The following is a 20,957-nucleotide window of genomic DNA, read 5'->3' on the forward strand; positions in this document are numbered from 1 at the left end:
GTGGGGGCTGTCATGCCCGCGCCACGACCTCCGCCGCCGCGCGCAGCCCCAGGGCGGGGCTGCTGAGGACCGGGAGCGGAGTGGTCGCGCGGGCGGCCGCGTCGGCCATGGACGCCTGGGCGAGGACCACGGCGTCGGCGTCGGCCTCGTTCAGGGCGGTGACGGCCCGGGCGACGGCGTCCAGATAGCCGTCCCGGTCCCCGGCCTCGAAGCGCTCCCACGCGCCCTCGACCAGCACCGTCCGGACGCGGGGCGCCCCGCTCCCGGCGGCGCGGGCCTCGTCCCGGATCAGGTCGGCCGTGGGCGCGAGGGTGCTCGCGACGGCGGCGACGACCACGACCCGCCCGTACCGGGCGGCGGCCGCCGCCATCGGGCGGTCGACCCGGAGGACGGGGACCCCGGCCCGGGCGCCGGCCGCCTCGGCGGCCCCGCCGATCGTCGAACAGGTGCACAGCACGGCCCGGGCCCCCGCCGCGGCCTCCCCCACGGCCCCGGCGACCTCCGCCACGACGGCGTCCGCCCCCTCGCGCCGGGCCCGTTCGAGCAGCTCCGGACGGACGAGGTGACGCAGCTCCAGCCCGGGGTGGTCACGATCGCGGAGGGCGTCGAAGACGGGGCCATGGACGGGCGAGGTGTGGAGGAGAGCCAGCATGCGGGGATGATAGGCGGGCCCGGACCGGCCGGTAGGCGGGCCCGGACCCCGCCCGGACCCCGGGTCCGTCTCAGACCACGGCGTGCGGGCTGCGCGCCGTGTCCGAACCGGGCACGGGCGCGGAGGCGTCGTCCCCCAGGGCGACGATCCGGTTCTCCGCGTCGACATGGACCACCCGCGGCACCAGGCTGCGCGCCTCCACGTCCTCGACCTGCGCGTAACTGATGAGAATCACCAGGTCCCCGGGCTCCACCAGGTGGGCTGCGGCCCCGTTGATCCCGATGACCCCGCTGCCGCGCTCGCCCTCGATGACATAGGTCTCCAGGCGCGCGCCATTGGTGATGTCGACGATGTGGACGAGCTCCCCGGGCAGCAGATCGGCCGCGTCCATGAGGTCGCGGTCGACGGTCACCGATCCCACGTAGTGCAGGTCGGCCTGGGTGACGGTGGCGCGGTGGATCTTGGACTTGAACATGGTGCGCAGCATGTTGAACTCCTGGAAGACGGCTCCCTGCCTGCTTTGTGCAGGTCAAGGGCGGCCTTCACCCTACACGGGCATGCCTTCGGCTCGAAGACCTCCAGGAAGATCGTGCGTTGCCGTGACCAGGCTGCCTGCTTGCGCGTTTCTGCGCCGATGAGCCGGTCCCGGAGGTCTTCGAGGCCGAACTCGTCGTGGGCGCGACGGCGGCCAGCTCGGGGAAGGCGTCCTCCCCGACCTCGCGGATGCAGGGACTGATCAAGCGCCTCAGCACGGGCCACTGCTCGGCGAGCAGCCGGTGGTGCAGGAGGGGGTCATCAGGTCCTCGCGCAGTCCTTCGGCGAGGACGGTCCGGTAGAGCGTCATGCGGGACTTCGGACGGTCCAGGCTGTAGCTCGTGCGCCCGGACCAGACGATGTGGAGCGGCAGGTCCACGCCGCCCTCGACGGGGCCGGCCGGCTCCCGCAGGCGCTCGGGCAGTCGGCTGCGGTAGCGGTCCCGCAGCACTTCGGCGCGGGGCGCGGTGATCGTCGCGTCCATGCATCCAGCATCGCTGCTGAGAGGCGTCGGCCTGGCGGATACGGGGCCCCTGTCGTACGTACGGATGGGGCGGCCGCCCGCCTTTCACTCGGACATCTGGCCCAGTGGGCGCTTGGCACAACATCGCCTACCCGCGCCGGCCCCAGGTGGCGCGGCAACCGGCAGCCCTGCAGACCCGGAACCAGCCCCGATGATGGGCGGGGGCGATCATGACGCAGCAGGTCACGCGGAAGCCCGCCGCGGTGGGTCCGGCTGCGGCCTGGTGGGAAGGGCGGTCTCCGCTCTACAACTGGCATTCGCCCGACTCGAAGAGTGTGAGGAACGTCGCTTCCCTCCGGTAAGCGGGCCCCTCCGCCTGCGCTTCCGCGCGAACCGGGCCGCTCTCCCGTCGCCGACCAAGCACCTGTGCGAACATCGGTTCCCGAATGCACAGGGAGCGAAGCCGACCGATACCGAGTCATCTGACGATACGCCAGGCAGACATTCGTCCAGCACGTCACTCCACGTGGAAGGCGGTCGGAGAGAGTCCCCACTCACCACTTCGAGTGATCCTGCATGTCGAGCAGCGAGGCTGCACGACACGCCGATTTTACTTCGATTTGATGCAGATGTGAATGATCCTTTCTCCCACAGTCCCATCGTGGGCTCAGCCGCGGCCGTTTCAGAGAGGCCGTGCGACGACTTGACATTCGGTCATGCGCCCCGGGGAGCGCCTGGCCCCGATTCTTCTCGAGGGTGCGCCGACGGAGCCGGAGCTCCGATTTCGTGCCGTCGGCTGAGCCCGTGGAGGCCGAAACCCGGGTGTCGCCTCCGGATGACGCCGGACTCCACTGCCACAGGTGTTGACGTGTGCCTGAGGACGGGGGATCCGCTGGTCAGCCAGGGGCGGGCAGGAAGGTAAGACGGTCGGGGGCTGCGGTGACGTGACCGGTCCGGAACCGGTGCCGGGCCAGGCGGAGGATTCGCCGACGACTGTGTGCACAGGCCCGCCGGTCACGATTACCAGGCGAAGCCGTAGCCGGCGGGACTCGCAGAGCCTTGCCTGGCGAAAGCCAGCCGTATGCCCGCAGCCGGCCGTCCGGAACATCGCGGGTAGGTCGGCCCAGCCGGCGACACGACTCTCGCCGTCGGCCTCGACGGCTGCCGTCCAGGCCGATGCCGAAAGCTTCGGCACCGCTGGTGGACCGTTTCGGTGATCACCATGTTGACCGGGTAGGACAGCCACCATCCCCGCTGAGCGAGCCGGGCAAGGAGTCGTGGGTACCGCCCGGCGGGTCGGCCCGGATCAGAGTCCGCCACCCACGCCGGTACGTCATCCGCCGCTGAACCGAAGCCAGTTGCACGGCGACCATGTGGTGGCGGGCTCGATCCCGCGCGGTCCGGTCGGAGCAGGGCCACGACCGGTTCCCCGGTGCCCACCCGTCCGCCTCGACGCCGGCCACCGCCTCGGTTTCCGTCCTTCCCAGACGCGGAAGGTCGCCCGGAATCGGCTGCGTTTCGATCTGCCAGCTCCTCCTCGGAGAACCAGCAGGAGGCCAGGGCGCTCGACCTCGGAGCGCAGCAGAGTCGTGGCCGTACCCCAGGACCGTGACCAGCACCTGCTCCTCGATGCGCGTTGAACCAGGGCTGGTGGCGGCCGTGCGCCCGTCGTACGGGACCAGGGGCGCGGGGTGGTACGGAGAGAGCCGACCGCACCACCCGGGCGCGCCGCCGGAGAAGAGGCCGGAAGCTCGGTGCGAGCTTGTCAGGATGTCAGGGTGAGCCCGCCGGCCTGGTAGATGCGCTGGTGCCGGCGTACACCCGCCAGCCGGTAGGGCCGGGGGGCGGGCCGGGGGGCCTCCCCGTCGCCTCCGTCCGTGGAAGGCGACTGGCTGCGAAGCCGACGGTACTCCGCATACCCGATGCCGCGGCGACGGGCAATGGCGTGCTGGTGTTCAGTCGTGCGCAGAGCGTCGCGGTAGCCCGGACGGACACGCAGGGAAAGAAACTCGGCCACACTCCCCGAGCCGTAGCTGAAGAGCCCCAGGCACGCGTCGTCAAGGGCGGGGGCGCTGTCCAGGAGGCAGGCCAGGGCAAAGTAGACCGACGCGGTGTAACTGTTGCCGACGGCTTCGTTGTACCCGGTTGTCAGCGCCACGGCGGCGCCGACGTCCTCCTCCGTCGCGGCCGTACCCGCCGCACTGAACAGGCGTCGATGCGCTTTGAACGCCATCTTGGGGAAGGGCTGGTGATAGCAGACGGTGTGGAGATCCCGGAGCGAGAGGCCGCCCTGGTTCTGGTAGTCACTCCAGGCACCCTCGAGGGCGAGAAGGTAGGCCTCCAGCGACGTTCTTCCGTCCACAAGGGCGGTATCCAGGTAGTTGGGCCGCCAGAAGTCCATGACGTCCCGTGTGTAGACGCCCGAAACCCGGTCCACGGTGGCCAGGGCGGGATCGGCCCGGACGAGGATCGCGGCGGCGGCCGCTCCCTGGGTGGCCTCACCGGGACTGTCGAGCTCGTAACGCGCCACATCGCTGGCGATGATGAGGACTTGCTGCTCCGGATCCTGGCGCACCAGTGCCGTGGCCATCTGCAGGGCGGCGGTGGCGCCGTAGCAGGCCTGTTGGAGTTCGAATACACGCAGGTGGGGCGGCAATACCAACAGCGAGTGGACGTACACGCCGGCAGCCTTTGCCTGGTCTATCCCGGTTTCCGTGGCGAACATGAGGGTGCGCAGACCCCGTGTGCCGTGTCGCTCGACGACGGAAGCCGCGGCCTCGGCGGCCATCGTGACGATATCCTCGTCGGCCGCGGGGATGCTCATGGCCCGCAGTCCGATGCCGTGGTGGTACTTGGCGGGGTTGGCACCCGTGTGCCGGGCCAGTTCGGTGTGGGGCAGCGCCAGACCGGTGGTACGGAAGGTGAGGTCGTGGATGCCGACCGGGATGTCAGTGGGCATTGCGGTCTCCAACGGCACGCTCGAGCCCGGTATGAGCCTTCATCAGTTCACCGGGATTGGTCTGGGCCGCGAGCAGCGAGAGTTCGCCGCACAGGACGGTCACAGCGGCCAGGACGGCCAGACGGCGGGCGTTGTCCCCAGTGGGCCGGTCTTCGCGGCAGCCCAGACGACGGAGCGTCTCCTCGACTCCGGGCAGATGCTTGCCGTTGCCGATGGTGCCGACGATGATGTTCGGCAGACTGCAGGAGAAATAGAGGTCTCCGTAGGAGATATAGAGGTCTCCGTCGCGGTCCTGTGCGTAGGTGATCTCCTGGGAGCCCTCGACGATATTGGCACCGTCCTGGCCGGTGGCCAGGTAGAAGGCGAGCAGCATATTGGCGTAGTGCGCGTTCGCGGTACGGAATCCCCCGGCCAGCGTGCTGCCTACCAGGTTCTTGCTGACGTTGAGGTGCTCCACCCGGCCGGCGGTCGTGTGCAGCCTTTCCTGCACGAGCTGTCGGGGTATCAGTATGTCGGCCGTGACGCTCTTGCCGCGGCCCAGTATTCCGTTCACTGCCGATGGCTTCTTGTCCGTGCAGTAGTTCGCGGAGATCGAGCCGTACCGGATGCCGGGAATGACCTCCAGTAGATGGGCCAGCAGCCTGTCCGCGGCCAGTGTGGCCATGTTGTGACCCGCTGCGTCGCCCGTGGTGAACTCGAAGCGGAGGAACAGCAGCGGGCCGCAGATCTCATGGCGCACAGCGAGCAGTCGGGCGTATCCGCTGGTGGAACGGGTGAGATCCCTCAACTCGCCGAAGCGGTCGTCGACGGCGCGGGCCGCAGCCGAGGCGCCCGCGGCGTCCACCGCCTCGATGAGGACCGAGCGGGTCATGCGCTCGTCCAGCAGAGTCGCCGTGATGCCGCCGTCCACGAGCCGGGAGATCCGAGCGCCACGCGCCACCGACGGCCACAGCGGACTCTCGTACGTGGCAAGCGGTACCTCGCATTCACCAGCAACGACGTTACCTGACACCCGTACGGGACCAACCCACCTCAGCGGAACGTACGCCGCCTCTCCCGCAGTGGACCGGGTCGGCGTCTGCCGCTCGGGTACCGACGGTGCGCTCATCACAATGCCTTTCGGGTAGTGGAGTCAGGCGCGGCAAGGCGCGCCACCTGGAAATCACGCAGTTCACCGGTGAGAACCACGTCCGCGGACGTCAGCTCGGCAGGGCACCTGGCGCCGAGCAGAGTCATCAAGTCGGTTATGTGTGACAGCCATTGCCTGATCTGGTCGATCAGCGCGTCGAGGCCCTGGTGCTGCAGCGTGCTCAGGAACAGGCCGGACACGCCTGCCGCACGAGCCCCCAGTGTCAGTGCCCGGACGACGTCCAGCGGGGTGCGGACGCCCCCCGACGCCAGCAGGGGAAGTCCCGCTCCTTGAGCGTCCAGGAGTGCTGCCGGGGTGCTCAGTCCCCAATTCCGGAGAAAGGTGTAGTCGGATCGGGGCCGACGCGAGTTCTCGATGACGGCGAAGTTCGTACCGCCACTCCCGGCGACGTCCGCGACGGCCACACCGAGGTCGGCGAGCAGGCTGACGGTTCGGCCGCTCAGGCCGAATCCGACCTCCTTGACCACCACGGGAACTTCGACCGCCTCCGTGATCCCCTGGATGTTCGCCGGCCAGCAGGCGAAGGAGCGGTCCCCCTCCGGCATGACCAGTTCCTGCACCGTGTTCAGATGTATCTGCAATGCGTCGGCGTTCAGCAGGCCCACTGCCCGCCGGGCTTGTTCGGGGCTGGCGAGGGCGTTGACGTTCGCCATGACGAAGCCGTCCGGATGATGGCGTCGCACCGTGGCGAACGTCTCGGCTGTGGAGGGGTCCTTCAGGTACGGGCTCATGGAGCCGGTTGCCATGGGCAGACCTGTCTCGCGGGCGGCTATGGCCAGAAGCCGGTTGATCTCGCCCGTCTTCTCACTACCGCCTGTCATGGCATTGATGTACAGGGGAGCGGGCCAGACCACCCCGGCGAACTCCGTCGTCAACCGCACCTCTTCCTGGTCGGTGGCCGCGAGAGCGTGGTGCACGAAGTGCACGTGGTCGAAGGCATTCGTTCGGGTGGAGGAACCCCCGAGCTCCGGACCACGAGGAGCGGGCTGCTCCCGGTACTGCTCCAGCGCCAGGCGGACGTGATCGTCTTTACGTGATGCGCTCACCTTTAGGTCCTTACGCTCGGGGGCCTCGACGGGTCGTACGGCTCAGCGGCTAGGGGGCCGATCTCCCTGGGAGGCTTCGCCCTACCGGTCGGCACGGGGGCCACGGGCAGCCTGAGGGGGGTGATACCCGCGAGAGACCAGCTGTGACGAAGGAGGTGCACACGCTCTGTCGGGGGAAGCAGGGCGATACCGCAGTCACCGCCCCCGGCACCGGAGGGCTTGGCGGCAGCCCCGTACTGACCGGCGATACGGCAGAGGGATGACAGGGAGTCCGTGAAGATGCCCAGAGCACATTCCTGGTCCAGTGTCTCCAGCAGCACCCGGGCCCGGCGTACGGTCCCCAGCATCGCTTCCGGATCGTCCTGCTCCAGTGCAGCGCACATGTCGGCGATCATTTCGTCACTGTCCGCCAGGAACCTGTGACGGGCCGGTGACTGCCACCAGTCGCGCCCGTGCAGCAGACCCACCTTGTGGGCGGTGGAGACGGGAGAACCGGTCCAGCCGACCAGCAGCGCCAGCGCGGACGGAGGGGGCACGGCGCGCACCGACAGCCCCGGCCACCGAGCACGCAGAGTGGGCAGGACGCCGTGCCGGGCCAAGGAGTCGCACAACGCGTGCCGGTCGGGCGGGCTGTACCGGATCCAGCCGTGCCACACCCCGGCGGCGATGTCGGCGCCGGACGCCTCCGGGTCGGCCTCGGCTCCTGCGAGCAAAGAGAGTCTGAACCTGCTCTCGGTGCTCATCTCCATCCCCCAGCAGGACGTGAGAGCGTCCACAGCCGCCACCGTGACGGCGCCGCTGGACCCGAGGCCCATTTTCGTACCCCCCTCGTGGAGGGCACTGTGTGTTTCCAGGCGTATCGGCATGGGCGGCACGCCGAGTTCGGCTCGCAACCGGTCGACAAGATCGACGGCCGCGGCCAGGTGGGCCAGCGGGCCACGCAGGTTCTCCTGGTCCCGGTCGTGGACCGGTCGCACCCCCGTCCGCGTCCGGCGCAGCGGAACACTGTGGGGCAGCAGGTCGGTGACGAGCTGTACCTCGCCCTCCCCCTCTCCAGCAGGGACAGAGGCAGTGACAGTGACATACCTGCCTGCCGACGCGACGACAGCCGGGTGACCCGGTGTCAGCACCGCATACACACCGGCGATCACGAGTTTGCCCGGGGCCCGGGCCGTACAGGCCCCACCGGCCAGCCTCATCGCTGGGCCTCCGAGGGCAGGAGCCTCGCGCCCGGGCCCGGCCGGGCGACGAGCACAGGGCGGCCGACGTCCTTCCGTAAACGGTCGGCAAGTCGTTCCGCCTCCGGGCGCGGGCACAGCACTTTCACATTGGGTCCCGCGTCCATCGTCACCCAGACGTTCTCGCCGCCCTCCCGCAAGCGCTGCACGAGCCGCAGGATCCGGTGGGACTCGGGCGTGCGATACACGACCGGCGGAACGGCACACTCCATCGTGCGGTGCATGCCCAGGGCGTTCTGCTCCACTGTCCGGCCCGCGGATTCCCAGTCCCCGCTTGCCAGGGCCCGACGAAGGAGAAGGGCGTCTCCCCGGGTCGCGGCAAGCCAGTCGGTGTACAAGGGAGAAGTGGCCTGTGTACGGCGCATGGCATCCCGGCTGGACACGGCCTTCGGACCGCAGTCCACCAGAACCACGAGCAGCGCCGCGTCCAGGCGGGCGTCGGCGACGGGCTCCGCGTACGAGGCAGCATCCGGGTCGGAGGCGTCCTCCTCCCCCGCGTGCCAACGGACGGACCCGCCGAACACCGAGCGGGACGCCGATCCAGAACCACGACGCGCGAGACAGGAGAGCTGTCGGTCGTCCAGGCCGAGCTGGTACACGGTGGCCGCGGCGAGGGCCAGCGCGGCGAACCCGGCTGCGGACGAGGCCAAACCGGCACCCGTCGGTATGGTGTTGGAGGTGTGCACTGTGGCGGGGCTGCCCAGGGACGCGCCGCTGCGCACCAGGGCGAGGAACCGGGTCACCCGCAGGTGCGCCTCACCCCCCCGCCCGCACGCCGTCGATGAACACGACGTCGCCGTCGGCATCTGGACACAGCTGAACCGTCGTGGTGGTCGGACAGATGTCCAGCGTCATGGAGAGGCTGTCCGCACAGGGAAGTACCAGTTCCTCATCCCGCTTCCCCCAGTACTTGACCAGGGCGATGTTGGGGTGGGCAACCGCGGTTGCCGACCGTGATGCCGCCTTCATGACGTGCTGGTGGGGAGAAGAGGGGCGATCCAGGTGCGTACCGCACCGTGAGACACCAGATGGGCGGCGAGAGCATCCGCCCGCCCGGCGGTGTCCGTCAGGGCGATGGCGCAGCCTCCCAGACCTCCGCCGGTCATCTTGGCGCCCAGTGCGCCGGCCGAGAGGGCCGCACTCACCAGGCTGTTGACCGTGTCGGTGACCAGACCGAGGGATGCCAGAAGGGCGTGGGCCTCCGTCATACGCTCCCCCAGCTGCGGGAGCGCGGCGCGGGCCAGCGCGTCGAGGGCAGCCTCTGTCAGGTGCTCCGACCTTTCCAGAAAGTCACGACGCCTTTCCGGGGCCGGAAGGAAGGTGTCGTCGAGCATCTCCACGGCTTGCCGGGTCCTGCTCGAGGTACCGCTGTCCGCGACGATCACCCAGGCGGGCACGGCGATCACCAGACCGTGCGGGCGCCTGTCACGCAGGACGAGCGGAGCACGGCTGCCCGTCGCGTAGGTGTCGACCCCGCTGGCGCGTCCGTGGGCCGTCATCTCCGCCAGTTGCACCAGCTCGTACACGCCCGCCGAACTGAGGTGCAGCTGCAGCAGTTGGTCGAGAGCCCCGGTCACCGCACGGGCCTCGGCGGCGCTCGAGCCCAGGCCACGACCTTGGGGTATGCCGCTCTCGAGATACACGTCCACGCCCCGCACCCGCCCCCGGTGCGCGCCGAGGGCGGCGTTCACCAAGGTGCGGCAACCCCCGGGCGGGGTGACGCGTACCGCGTCCGCGAGGCCGACGGACCCCGGCCCCGGCCGCGCCGCAGAAGGCCGGGACACGTAGAAGTTCACCAGTCCGTATCCGTCACCCGGACTGGGGACGGCCCAGGCCCTGCACTGTAATTCGAGCAGAGGGAGAGCGATCGAGGGAGCACCGTGGACGACGGCGTGCTCCCCCATGAGAATCACCTTTCCATGGGCACCGCACTGTGCCGTCGCGCCGTCTCCCCGCGGGAAGCCGGCCCGCAGGCCGGAGCCGGCCATGTGACTGCTCGGATCATTCGTCATGAAAACGCCCTCTTGCTCGAGGTGGGGCTCAGGAAGGGTGAATCGGGTCGGCGCAGCGTCCGTGCCTGCCGCGACGGCCACCGCCGCGGCCGGACGTACCGCCTTGTAGATGTCATGGATGATCTCGCCGCATGAAGCAAGAGCGGGCCTGTGACGGAAGCGGAGATCAATGACCACGAGCGCAACCTTTCTGCTTCGTGTCCGCGCAAGGCAGCCCCCAGGGAGCGGGCCCGTAAGGGAGATGACATCTGACCGCCTGGCGAAAGGACACGTGTCTGCCCGGTCCGTGTCAGCGACGGGTCGCCTGATCAGTGACCTCGGCGCACCGCTCCACCGTCGTCCCATCGACGACGAGAAGATCTTCGTCGATGAACTTCCCGGTCTCGCTCTCGATCTTCTGGGCGAGTTCGGTGATCTGAAGCGAATCGAGACTCAGGTCCTCGAAGAGCCGGTGGCCCGGCTGAATTTCCACAGCCGGGCGTTCGGCGATCAGCGCTATGAGTTGCCGTACCAGCTCCAGCGTGGTCACTTCGGTGCTCATCATGTTCTCCTGGGTGGATGGACGGGGCGAGAGCCGGCGGGAAAAGCCGCGAGCCGTTCCTATGGGCATTCGACGACCTGTGCCGCGTATTGTGAGGCCGGCTCCGAAGCCGAAGAGGAGGATGGCATCACCTTGTGCGACGCGACCGCTCTGCTTCAGGGCGTGCAGGGCCAGAGGGACGGAGGCCGCGCACGTGTTGCCTGCCTGAACCACGTCGTCGGCGACCAGCAACTGCTCTGCCCCGATCACCTGTCGGAGGGACTCGATGATGCGCAGGTTCGCCTGGTGCGGGACAAGGGCCTTGAGCTGCGAGGGGGCCAGGCCCGCACGTTCACATGCCGTATGAATCACTGCCGCGAGGGCGGTGGTGGTCCACCGGAACACCTTGCGGCCGGCCATCTCCATGTACCCGGATTCGGAATCTATTCGGATGAGCCCCGCACCGGAACCGTCGCTGCCCCATGCGACGGGGAAGATCCGTGGCACCGAGGAAGGCTGGACCAGAGCCGCTGCGGCCCCATCGGCGAAGATGGGACCCGTATTCCGATCAGTCGGCCTGACCCAGTCGCTCATCCGCTCGGCGCCGGACACCAGCACCGTCCGGGCGGTCCCGGCGCGCACCAACGCGTCCGCCACCGCGAGGCCGTGGACGAACCCGGAGCAAGCGGCATTGAGATCGAAAGCGGCCGCCGTACAGCCGAGGACGGAAGTCACTTGCGCCGCACCGTTGGGCATGGGGGACGGCATGGAACACGTGGCGAGAAGCACCACGTCGACATCGGCAGGCGAGGCCCCGGCGTAGCCCAGCGCTTCCTTGCCGGCCTCGACCGCCATGTGAACGACCGTCTCGGCCTCTGAGGCAAATCGCCGTTCCTGTACTCCTACCCGCTGCGCGATCCATTCCGGGCTGACGCCGGCCGGCTTGGCCACTTCCTCGTTGGAAACGACCATGGCGGGGCGATAGGCACCGAGGCCGGTCACCCGGGAGCCCGAATGCGGTGTTCCCACCGATGCCACGGCCGCCTGCCCGGGTGCGTGCATGATTCCTCCAGGATCTTGATGACAGCAATACGGAAAGTGCCGGACCCCGTGAACTCGCTAGAGGGGGGCGGAAAATGTGCCGGCCCTTCGAGGGGATGACGCCCAGGACCGTCCTGAGAGAACGGAAACGTATCCTCAGCGCCCGGCGGTACCGTGTCGCCGCTTGGCCGCGAATGAAGCGGCCCTGGAAGAAGTACAGCACAGAGCAATCGGAGATTGTGCCGGCGCGGAGTCGTGAAGCACAGGCAAACGGTGCACGCTCGCGCACTTGTGAGAATGCCTTCGCAGCACGCCTCCGTGGCCGCACGACGACCGGGACGGCGGGACCTGGCGTCATGCGGGTCCGCCCGTCTCACCGGACGGACCCGCATGACGGCGGCCGTGACTGGACAGCCTCAGTCCACGGAAACGCGGAGGCGCCGCAGGACGTGGGTGGTGAGGTGGGTGATGCTCGCTGACAGAGCCGTCGCTGGGGGAACCCCCGTCCCGACCCGCCGCCCGAGGTGGGCGGTCAGCTCCGTGGCCATCAGGGAGTCCACTCCCAGTTCGTTCAGCGGCCGGTTCGTGGGGACGCGCTCCGGCGACGTGTGCATGATCTTCGCGAGCTTCTGGACGATGAGCCCCTCCAGCAGCGCATGAGCCGCGTCGACGTCACCGGCATTGCGGACAGCGGTGAGCCAGTCCTCCTCACCCGTACTGTCGTTCAAGGTGTTGGAGAGCAGAGGGGCGGTACGCGGAGCGCGTAGTCCGGGCAGCGCCTCGGTCAGCCCGCCGACGGGGGTGGGGCCGACGACGGGGTCCGCCAGTGTCCGTGTCACGTCCAGGAGCCCCAACGAGGCAGCGGTGGTCATGGCCTCCGTCCCCATGAGCGTCTCGATCTGGTCGCGGATGCCGGTGCGGTGTACGTAGCCGGCATCCGCGATGACGCTCCACTGCATGGCGAGCGCGCACAGGCCCTCCTGCCGCCGTCGCCTGGCGAGGTCTTCCAGGCTCGCATTGGCAGCGCAGTAGTTTGCCTGCTGCGCGTTGCCGATCAGGGAGGCGAAGGAAGAGGAAAGGACGAAGAGGTCCGGGTCATGGGCACGGCTGTGCTGGTCCAGCAGCAGGGCCCCGGTCAGCTTCGGCCCCAGGGCTTTCAGGTACCGCTCCCGCGTGAGTTCGGTGATGGGGGCGTCATCCAGCACCATGGCGTGGTGGATGACGCCCGCGAGTCGCGCCCCGGTGCCGCGAATGTGGCCGAACAGTCCGGCGATCGCCTGCGGTTGGGCGATGTCGCAGGCGAACCCGTCCACGCGGGCACCCTGTGCGGTCAGGTCCGCGATCAGACCGTCGGCGCCGGGTGTTGCCTGAGGACCACGGCGACTGACGAGCACCAGGTGACGGGCCCCGCGGGCGACCAAGTGGCGCGCCGTCGCAGCACCGAACCCTTCGAACCCTCCGGTGATGAGATAGCACCCCTCGTGGTCGATCCCCAGGAGCGGCTCCTCGAGATCGACGGGTGCGCCGTCGGACATGTCCACCACGAGTTTGCCGACGTGACGTGCGTGCTGCAGCTGCACCATCGCTTCATGGATGCCGGCGGCATCGTGGAGCGTGTAGGGGAGCGCCTGGTACTCCTCGCGCGCGACGGCTGCCTCGATGTACCGCAGGTGACGCTCAACGAGCGGGGAGACGGCTGTGAAGTCCCTGAACCAGCGGGACACATCGATGCTGTGGAAGGACACGTTGCCGTTCAGCACGGACATGGGAAGCGGCCGGTCGTCGTGAAAGTCGGCCTTGCCCAGCTCGATGAAGACACCGTCGCCCGCGACACACTCGAGGCTCCGCTGCAGGAGGTCACCGGCCAGGGAGTTGAGGACGACGTCGACCCCCCTGCCGTCGGTGAGACTCCGGATCTGTTCGGCGAATCGTGGGGTACGGGAGTCGAGTACGTGGTCGGCACCCAGGACGTGCAGCAGGTCGCGCTTGGCCGGGGTCCCGGCGGTCACGAACGTACGGGCACCCACCCGGCGGGCGTAGGCCAGGGCGGCCAGCCCGAGACCCCCGGTTCCCGCGTGGATCAGGATGGCCTGGTCCTTCTGCAGTTCGGCCAGGTGATGCAGGGCGTGGTGCACGGTCGTATGGACCAGAGGCAGGGTGGCCGCCTCAGCGAACGGCATGTGCTCGGGAACCCTGAAAACGTGATCGGCCCGGATCACGAGGTGAGAGGCCAACCAGCTTCCCGCCACGGTGATCCCCGCCACCCGGTCTCCGGGCACGAAGCGCGTGACCTTCGAGCCGGCCGACACGACCGTCCCCGCGCCGTCGAACCCGAGCGGAGAGGCGTGGGGACGCAGAGTGGCCGGCGGTGAGAGCTGTCCGTTCGCCAGCAGCGCGTCCCGGTAGTTGAGGCCGGCCGCCTCCACCTTGACCACGATCTCCTCGTCACCGGGCCGGGGTATCGGCGCGTGGGTCCAGTCCAGGCCGTACTGCTGACCCGCCGTGCGCGAGAGGCGCAGGGCGAACGAGGCATTCGTGCGGGTGGTGGTGCGCTGAGGAGTGCTCGCGGACTGGGAACCGAGCTGCCGGGCACGCGGCACGAAGCGCCCGTGCGGTGTGAGGACGAGTTCGTCCTCGTCGTCCGGGTGGCGGATCGCGTGCCGCAGATGCGCGGCGACGGCGTCCATGGCTGCCTTCCCTGATCCCAGCCCGGTGACGTGAACTCTCCGTACCGCCAGATCGGGGTGTTCGTTGGTCAGGGTGCGGGCAGCACCCCACAGCGCGGCGCCGACGGGCCCGAGGGCGCTGTCCGGACGGGACTCGAGGGAGCACACCACGAGCCAGACAGTGAACCGTGATGCCACCTCCCCGGCGGCGCAGGCTCGGGCGAATCCGCTCAGCCGGCCGCACGCCTCCGCGGCTTGCCGGGTCGCCGCTTCGGCGTTGGGCGGGTCCATCGCGTCACAGAGGAGGACGACATGGCAGCTGCCCTCCGGGGGCATCAACCGCTCCCAGCCACGGCCGTCCTCGGGGGGCTCATGAACGGTGGGGGTCGCTGTGCTCGGAGCCAGTACGTCGCTCAGCAGCCCTGTGAAGTCAGTGACGGGGCCTTTCGGCCGCTCGGGCTTCGTGGCCCAGGCCAGGATGCACTCCGGCTCCGTGACGTCGGCTGCCTGGTCCTCATCCGTCCGTGCGGTTCGCGCGGGGAGCGAGGGCCGGGCTGCCACGATGACGGAGGCGACCTCTTCCAGCCCTGCTCCGCCGAGCGTGTGGACAGCGGTGAGGCCCGCTCCCTCCATGACCGCGGTCCACTGGCTCCTCGACACCTGCAGCCCCGCGGGCCGCAACTCGGTGTCGGTGTTCCTCCAGTAGGTGTCGAGCATGCCGAACAGGCAGGCGGTGTGCTCGTTGCTGTGCATCTCCAATGCGATGAGCTGGCCCTTTTCCGCGAGGAGTGCCTGCACGGACCGCATGGCCGCCGGCAGGTCGGCCGCGGTGTGCAGCGCGTTGCTGGCGAGAACGATGTCATAGCCTCCGAGCGGCAGCCCTTGCCCCGCGGGGTCGGCATCGAGGTCGTAGGTCCGGTAGTCGATGAAGTCGTAGTCGGCGAAGCGTGTACGCGCGTCGTCGAAGAAGCTTTGCGACACATCCGTGAAGGTGTAGTGGGTGCATTCCCGCGGAAGCAGGGGAAGGGCGAGCGAGGAGAGGCTGCCGGTGCCTGCGCCCACCTCCAGGACGCGCAGTGGCCGGTCCTGCGGCCAGTCGGCCAGGAGGGCACTCAGGTAGGTGGTGAAGGCCGAGTTGGCGTGCGCCTGCTGGGGGAAACTCCGGTAGAACCTGTCCGCGAGCCGGTCGGGCGCGTCGAAGAGCATCCTCAGTGGATCTTCAGCACCGGTGAGCAGCTGTGGGAGCCGGCGGCCGCACGCAGCGAGAGTATGGAGATAGGCGAGGTGACCACGCGCGGTCTCCAGGAGCGCCGTGAAGAGCGCTTCGGGCTGCGGAGGGCTCCCCAGGCGGTAGCGCCCGTCGGGCAGTGCCGTGAGGGGGCCGTTCCGGACCGCCATGTCCATCAGGAATCGCGCGCGGCGCCCGAATGCCTCGTCCATACCGGCGGCCAGCAGGTCCTCCAGGTCGAAGCCCCCGTCCTTCGCCGGGTCCGTCGCGCCCCTGTCCGAGCCGGTTTCGAGTATCACCCGCATGGCTTCGGCGGCGAAGTGGGACTGTAGCTCGATGGCGCGGTCCTGGAGTTCACGGACCGCCCCCAGGTCGGACGCCGAGGTGATGCGGTCCAGATCTTCGGCGAGCCTCTCGACGATCCGTTCGGGGTGCGGCAGCGGGGAGGCCTCGCTCGCCGGTCCGGGCCAGGGAAGTGCCCGCATCCGCTCCACGGTCAATGCCATGCCCTGTCCGGCCGGAGCCGCCCTGCGCCGCGTCCGGAAGCCTACGAGTTCGCACACCACCGCACCGTCCGGCCCGGCGACGGTGATGTCCAGCACTGCCTCGGTGGGCGTGGCTGTACGCAGCCGGGAGTGGGCCCAGACCTGAGAGGGCAGCGGCCTGAAGAGGCGCACCGCCTCGAAGCCGGTCGGCAGGTACGCCTCGGTGGTGCCGGTCGCGGCGACGATCATCGGCACCGAGGACTGGAGCACCCCGTCGAGGACGGGGGGACAGGCTGTGTAAGGCGCGATGTCCCCCGCACCGGGGACGGCCCTGACGGCCGCAAGCGTTTCCCGCTCGCCGGTGCGGACCGAGGCGACAGTCCGGAAGGCCGGGCCGTAGTGCAGTTCCAGCTCCGCGCACTGGCGATAGAACTCCTCCACGGTGGTGCCCGCCGGAATACGGCCCTCGATCTCGGCCAGTTTCAGCGGGGACGGCTGTTCCATGGCCAGCCTGCGCCAGCGCCCCCGCGCGTGCCGCACGACGTCGTCGGTATCGGCCCTCTCGCTGGCAAGTGAGAACGTCCCTTCCTCGCGCAGCGTGCTGGTGGTGTGAACCGGTTCGTCCTGTGGGTCCTGGGGCAGGGCGAGCGCGGCGTCGAGGCTGACGTTCACGAGTTCGTACGGCTCGTCGTCCATCTCCCGCGCAGCTGAAAGGATCATGTCGAGGTAGGCCGCGGCCGGCATGAGAACACTGCTCGCCACGCGGTGGTCGACCAGCCAGCCCGCGGTCTGCTCCTGGCGCCAGGTCGGGGCCGTCGCGGGCACGCGGTGGCCCAGCAACGGGTGGGAGCTCCGACCGCCGCCGGCAGCGGCCCGGCCGGTGTCCAGCCACCAGTCGGGCTCGCCGATCCAGTGCCGCTCCCGTTGCCACGGATAGGCGGGAAGGTCGACCACGCGTCCGCCCTCGGGGAACCAGTGTTCCGCGCCCAGCTCCGCACCTGTTGCCACCAGCCCTGCCGTCACCGCGTCGAGGGCCGCGGGGTCCGCGCTGATCCGGGTCAGCGTCGGGAACACCCGTACCGGCTCCTCGCAGCCCGCGGCGATGCTCCTCAGGTAGCCACGCAAGGCGGGATGGGGGCCGACCTCCAGCAGGACGTCGCAGTCGTGCTCCGTGATCAGACAGTCGACTGCCTGGGCGAACAGGACAGGCTCCCGGATATTGCGCCACCAGTACTCGTCGCCCATGGCTGCGGCCGGAACCGTAGCGCCCGTCACGGAGGAGACCACGGGCACCACCTGCTCCTGGCAGGTCTTCATTCCCCGCAGGCCCGCCAGGAGTGACTCGCGTGTGCCGTCCATCGCCGGACTGTGGAACGCGAAGTCCAGTCCCACGTCCCGGAAGAAGACGTCCTGACCCGCGCACTCCTCCCCCACTGCCTCCAGCGCCCGGGCCTCACCCGACAGAGTGGTGTCCTTGCCCGTATTGACGGCGGCCACGACGACGCGCTCCGCCAGCCCCAGTTCCTGCAGCAACCGCGCGGCCCGGTCCGGCCCGAGTGCCACCGCAGCCATGCGACCCGTCCCGGACGTCGTCTGCTGCGCCTTGCTGCGCTGCGCGATGACCAGGCACGCGGTACGCCGGTCGAGCACACCCGCGCACCACGCTGCCGCAACCTCACCCACGCTGTGCCCGGTCACGGCGTGGGGACGTACACCCCGTCGCCGCAACGAGGCGACGAGGGCGCACTGCAGAACGAACAGCATCGGCTGTGCGACGTCCGTGCGTGACCAGCGCCCCGGCTCGGGGGACCGCATCTCCTGCGTCACCGACCAGCCGAGCAAGGGCTCCAGCTCGCGGTTCATGGACTCCACCTCGTGGGCGAACACGGGATCCGCGGCGAGCAGTTGTTGTCCCATGCCCGCCCACTGAGCCCCGTTGCCGGTGAAGACGAAGCCGATCCGGCCGCGCTGGACCGATTCGGACGACACCGCTTCCCCGAGCGTGCCCTCCGCAGCCGCGCGCAGGGCACGCGCGGCCCCTGCGGCGTCCCGTGCCATCACCGCTGTCCGGAACGACCGGTGGCCCCGACGCCGCACGGTGGTGAACCCGACGTCCCGCAGCGGGACCTGCGACTCGTCAAGACCGGTCAGATAGCCCGCCATCGCCGCTTCAGCGGACCGCAGCGCCTCCTGGGTGTGACCGCTGACCATGATCGGAACCGCGTGCTCGTGGCCGGACGACGCGCGTGGCACAGCGGCGCCGGGCGTGTCCGGCAGGGTGAGTACCGCGTGCCCGTTGGCTCCGCCCACGCCGAAGGAGTTGACTCCTGCCACCGGCCGCCCCGCCGGCCGCAACGGCTGAGCGGCCACGACCGGCTGGAGTCCCAGGCCTTCGAAGTCGATGCCGGGATTCAGCGGCGACGCATGCAGCGTGGCGGGGATGTGGCCGTTCTGAAGCACAAGGATGGCCTTGAAGAGCCCGGCCATGCCGGCAGCGGCTTCCAGATGCCCCAGGTTCGACTTCACCGAACCGATCGGGAGCGCGGTTCCGTTGCGTGGTTGACCCAGAACCCTGCCCAGCGCCTCGCACTCCACCGGGTCACCGGCAAGCGTGCCCGTCCCGTGCGCCTCGACATAGGCCACATCGGAGGGACACACCCCAGCCTGGGCATAGGCGAGCTCCAGCATCTCCGACTGGGCGATCACACCGGGCATCGTGAAACCCGGAGTGCGGCCGTCGTCGTTCAGCACCGACGAGAGCACCACCGCGTGAATCCGGTCGCCGTCCGCAACAGCATCCGACAGGAGCTTCAGCAGCACGACCCCGGCGCCTTCACCGCGCACGTAGCCGTCGGCGGCGGCCGAGAAGGGGTGGCAGCGCCCTGTGGGGGACAACATCCGTGCCTGTGATGCGCCCACGTGCACCTGGGGCCCGATGATCAGGTTCGCTGCCCCCGCCAGGGCCGTCCTGCTCCGCCCCGTGCGCAGTTCCTCGGCCGCCAGGTGCAGGGCAGTCAGGGAGGACGAGCATGCAGTGTCCACAGCGTGCGAGGGCCCTCGCAGATCGAAGAAGTACGAGAGACGGTTGGCTGCTCCGAAGGCGGACGTCGCTCCGACAATCGCTCCGCCCCTGCTCCGCGGCGCCCGGTCCAGGAGACTCTCGTAGTCGTGGGTGTTCAGTCCCATCACCACGGCAGCGTTCGTCCCCATGAGCGACGCGGGGTCGATCGCCGCGTCGTCGAAGGCCTCGACCGCGCACTCCAGGAGAAGCCGGTGCTGGGGATCCATACGCGCGGCCTCGCGCGGCGAGATGCCGAAGTAGTCCGCGTCGAAGCCCGCGACATCCCCGACCAGGGCGGCGGCCGCTGTGTACGACTTACCTGGCCTCGGTTCACCGGGGACCACGAAATGCTCCACGGGGAAACGGTCCGGGGTGACCGCGGACACGGTGTCCGTCCCTGCCACCAGTGCCGCCCACAGACCGCTCAGTGAGTTGATCCCACCGGGAAGTCGCATTCCCACGCCCACCACGGCGACCGGCGGCGACGAGGTTCCGCGAACCTCGGAATCGGGGTGTTTCATCGAACTACCTCCACGTGTTGACACCGGGCCGGCTGACCGCGACCTTCGTGGCAGTCAGGTCTCCGAGTAGGCTGACTCCGGCATCCGCGGCGTCCCTGACGCCCGGAGACGGACCATTCACACCTGTCCCCGGAAGCGCCAGTGCGTGAAGCAGAGGCGTCAGGAGCGGGGATGCGTTGATCTCGACGAAATGGTTCACGTCGAAGTTCTGCTGAAGGTCTTCCATGGCGGACACCAGATCGGCCGGCGCAGCCCAGGCCAGGGTGTATCCGTGGACCGGGTCGGCAACGTCCGACGCGTTGCCGATGGTCCGGCCGAATGCCGTCGAGTAGACGGGAATACGGGGGGAACCGTGGTCGATACGACGTAGTGCCCCACTGGCACGCGACACGGCCGCTTCCAGCATCCGGTGGTGCAGCGGCGCCGGAGATGGAAGCCGCACGGTGCCCAGACCCTGGTCACGGGCGGCCCCTTCCAGCGCTTCGATATCGTCGGTGGCGCCCGAGACCACCGTCTGCGACGGGGAGTTGACCATGGCCACGGACAGAGTTCCCTCCCCCACGACCCGGCACAGGCGGGCGGCTGTGGAACGGTTCGCACCGAGCACGGTCATCCCCCCGGACAGCTGCAGCTCGGCGAGCTGGTCCACCACGGCACAGCTCCCCCGGACGAGCCCCCCGATCGTCACGGCTCCCGCCGCGAGCATCCCCGTGTTCACTCCGGCGCCATGTCCCAGGAAGACAGCGGGATCCGGAATCCTGTCCCGCAGCGAGGTGTACACGCAGAGGGGAACAGCGCTCACACAGACGACGTCCAGAAGAAACTTCTCCCACTCGCCGGTGGCCCCGGGAGTGGAATGCCGGGAGGAGCTCAGGAGCCGGGTGGAGACCGGGGGTCTGCGTTCCTCTGTGAGCGCCTGATCGAACTCCTCCAGAACGTTCCGCACCTTGGGGCATCGGTCGGCGAGAGTGCGCAGTACGTCTGGTGTGTGACTCATGCTGAACGGCGGAAATGAGTAGGCGGAAACAGTGGCCATGAAGTTCCCCTGGTGATACTCGTCGTCCTGCCGCTCTCGACGGCAGACCCCACGTCTGCGTCCGCCAGAACGATCCGTTCACCCGCCTCACCCCGCTCATGGGTGGCATCGAGCCGCCCCGTTCCGGCAGGGAATCCTCAGCCGGCCGGCATGCCGCCCTGGGGAGGTGACGCACGAAAGCGAGGGCCCGGCCTCCCCGAGTCCACGTGCCGCAGCAGAGTGGGACAGGTGAACTCGGCGGAAGCCTGGGCAGGAACCACGGACACAGACCGAGATGCGGCCGGCAAGGGGCCGACCGGTTGGACCAGTGCACCACATCCACGCATCGCCCAGGACCCGAGAACA

12 protein-coding genes and 2 pseudogenes are annotated in these 20,957 nt (G+C 69.3%); all 14 read right to left on the reverse strand.

Annotated features, from left to right (window positions below; translation table 11 throughout):
• Positions 1-10 precede the first annotated feature (10 nt).
• On the reverse strand, positions 11-652 hold the full coding sequence (locus C593_RS0115715; protein WP_018848257.1) for an aspartate/glutamate racemase family protein: 642 nt from the start codon (positions 650-652) through the stop codon (positions 11-13).
• A 70-nt stretch (positions 653-722) separates the two neighbouring features.
• Positions 723-1,139: an aspartate 1-decarboxylase gene (gene panD, locus C593_RS0115720; protein WP_018848258.1), complete on the reverse strand. Its 417-nt coding sequence runs from the start codon at positions 1,137-1,139 to the stop codon at positions 723-725.
• Positions 1,140-1,314: 175 nt separating this feature from the next.
• Positions 1,315-1,670 (reverse strand): annotated as a pseudogene (locus tag C593_RS29830) (hypothetical protein); the annotation flags it as partial.
• An 875-nt stretch (positions 1,671-2,545) separates the two neighbouring features.
• Positions 2,546-3,095: pseudogene (locus C593_RS33810) on the reverse strand (hypothetical protein); the annotation flags it as partial.
• A 319-nt stretch (positions 3,096-3,414) separates the two neighbouring features.
• Positions 3,415-4,608, reverse strand: a complete 1,194-nt coding sequence (locus tag C593_RS0115730) for a hydroxymethylglutaryl-CoA synthase (protein WP_026277729.1) — start codon at positions 4,606-4,608, stop codon at positions 3,415-3,417.
• Entirely contained in the window at positions 4,598-5,716 is a 1,119-nt protein-coding gene (locus C593_RS0115735) for a hydroxymethylglutaryl-CoA reductase (RefSeq protein ID WP_158686854.1), read from the reverse strand. Before C593_RS0115735 ends, C593_RS0115730 begins: the two co-directional genes overlap by 11 nt.
• The gene (fni, locus tag C593_RS0115740; protein WP_026277731.1) at positions 5,716-6,804 is read right to left on the reverse strand and encodes a type 2 isopentenyl-diphosphate Delta-isomerase; all 1,089 of its coding nucleotides are present in this window, start codon (positions 6,802-6,804) and stop codon (positions 5,716-5,718) included. Before fni ends, C593_RS0115735 begins: the two co-directional genes overlap by 1 nt.
• A gap of 2 nt (positions 6,805-6,806) precedes the next feature.
• Entirely contained in the window at positions 6,807-8,003 is a 1,197-nt protein-coding gene (locus C593_RS29835; protein ID WP_018848262.1) for a phosphomevalonate kinase, read from the reverse strand.
• Positions 8,000-8,785, reverse strand: a complete 786-nt coding sequence (gene mvaD, locus C593_RS29840; RefSeq protein WP_018848263.1) for a diphosphomevalonate decarboxylase — start codon at positions 8,783-8,785, stop codon at positions 8,000-8,002. Before mvaD ends, C593_RS29835 begins: the two co-directional genes overlap by 4 nt.
• Before the next feature lie 13 nt (positions 8,786-8,798).
• Positions 8,799-9,011 (reverse strand): hypothetical protein, encoded by a 213-nt coding sequence (locus C593_RS33815; protein WP_486591139.1) that lies wholly within the window; start codon positions 9,009-9,011, stop codon positions 8,799-8,801.
• Positions 9,008-9,946, reverse strand: coding sequence for a mevalonate kinase (gene mvk, locus C593_RS0115755; RefSeq protein ID WP_037746058.1), 939 nt, complete (start codon positions 9,944-9,946; stop codon positions 9,008-9,010). The genes C593_RS33815 and mvk overlap by 4 nt, the downstream gene beginning before the upstream one ends.
• 397 nt (positions 9,947-10,343) lie before the next feature.
• Entirely contained in the window at positions 10,344-11,636 is a 1,293-nt protein-coding gene (locus tag C593_RS29845) for a beta-ketoacyl-ACP synthase 3 (RefSeq protein WP_078521575.1), read from the reverse strand.
• A 395-nt stretch (positions 11,637-12,031) separates the two neighbouring features.
• Entirely contained in the window at positions 12,032-19,576 is a 7,545-nt protein-coding gene (locus C593_RS29850; protein ID WP_078521577.1) for a type I polyketide synthase, read from the reverse strand.
• A gap of 4 nt (positions 19,577-19,580) precedes the next feature.
• Positions 19,581-20,612: an acyltransferase domain-containing protein gene (locus tag C593_RS0115775; RefSeq protein ID WP_158686856.1), complete on the reverse strand. Its 1,032-nt coding sequence runs from the start codon at positions 20,610-20,612 to the stop codon at positions 19,581-19,583.
• Positions 20,613-20,957: the final 345 nt, after the last annotated feature.

The sequence above is a fragment of the Streptomyces sp. CNT372 genome (assembly GCF_000377145.1).

Coding starts and splice junctions, on each gene's coding strand:
- C593_RS33815 (WP_486591139.1), bottom strand. CDS start 9,011: ATGAAGGCGGCATCACGGTCGGCAACCGCGGTTGCCCACCCCAACATC.
- C593_RS0115730 (WP_026277729.1), bottom strand. CDS start 4,608: ATGCCCACTGACATCCCGGTCGGCATCCACGACCTCACCTTCCGTACC.
- C593_RS29850 (WP_078521577.1), bottom strand. CDS start 19,576: ATGAAACACCCCGATTCCGAGGTTCGCGGAACCTCGTCGCCGCCGGTC.
- mvk (WP_037746058.1), bottom strand. CDS start 9,946: ATGGGGGAGCACGCCGTCGTCCACGGTGCTCCCTCGATCGCTCTCCCT.
- C593_RS29835 (WP_018848262.1), bottom strand. CDS start 8,003: ATGAGGCTGGCCGGTGGGGCCTGTACGGCCCGGGCCCCGGGCAAACTC.
- C593_RS0115715 (WP_018848257.1), bottom strand. CDS start 652: ATGCTGGCTCTCCTCCACACCTCGCCCGTCCATGGCCCCGTCTTCGAC.
- panD (WP_018848258.1), bottom strand. CDS start 1,139: ATGCTGCGCACCATGTTCAAGTCCAAGATCCACCGCGCCACCGTCACC.
- C593_RS0115775 (WP_158686856.1), bottom strand. CDS start 20,612: ATGGCCACTGTTTCCGCCTACTCATTTCCGCCGTTCAGCATGAGTCAC.
- C593_RS29845 (WP_078521575.1), bottom strand. CDS start 11,636: ATGCACGCACCCGGGCAGGCGGCCGTGGCATCGGTGGGAACACCGCAT.
- C593_RS0115735 (WP_158686854.1), bottom strand. CDS start 5,716: ATGAGCGCACCGTCGGTACCCGAGCGGCAGACGCCGACCCGGTCCACT.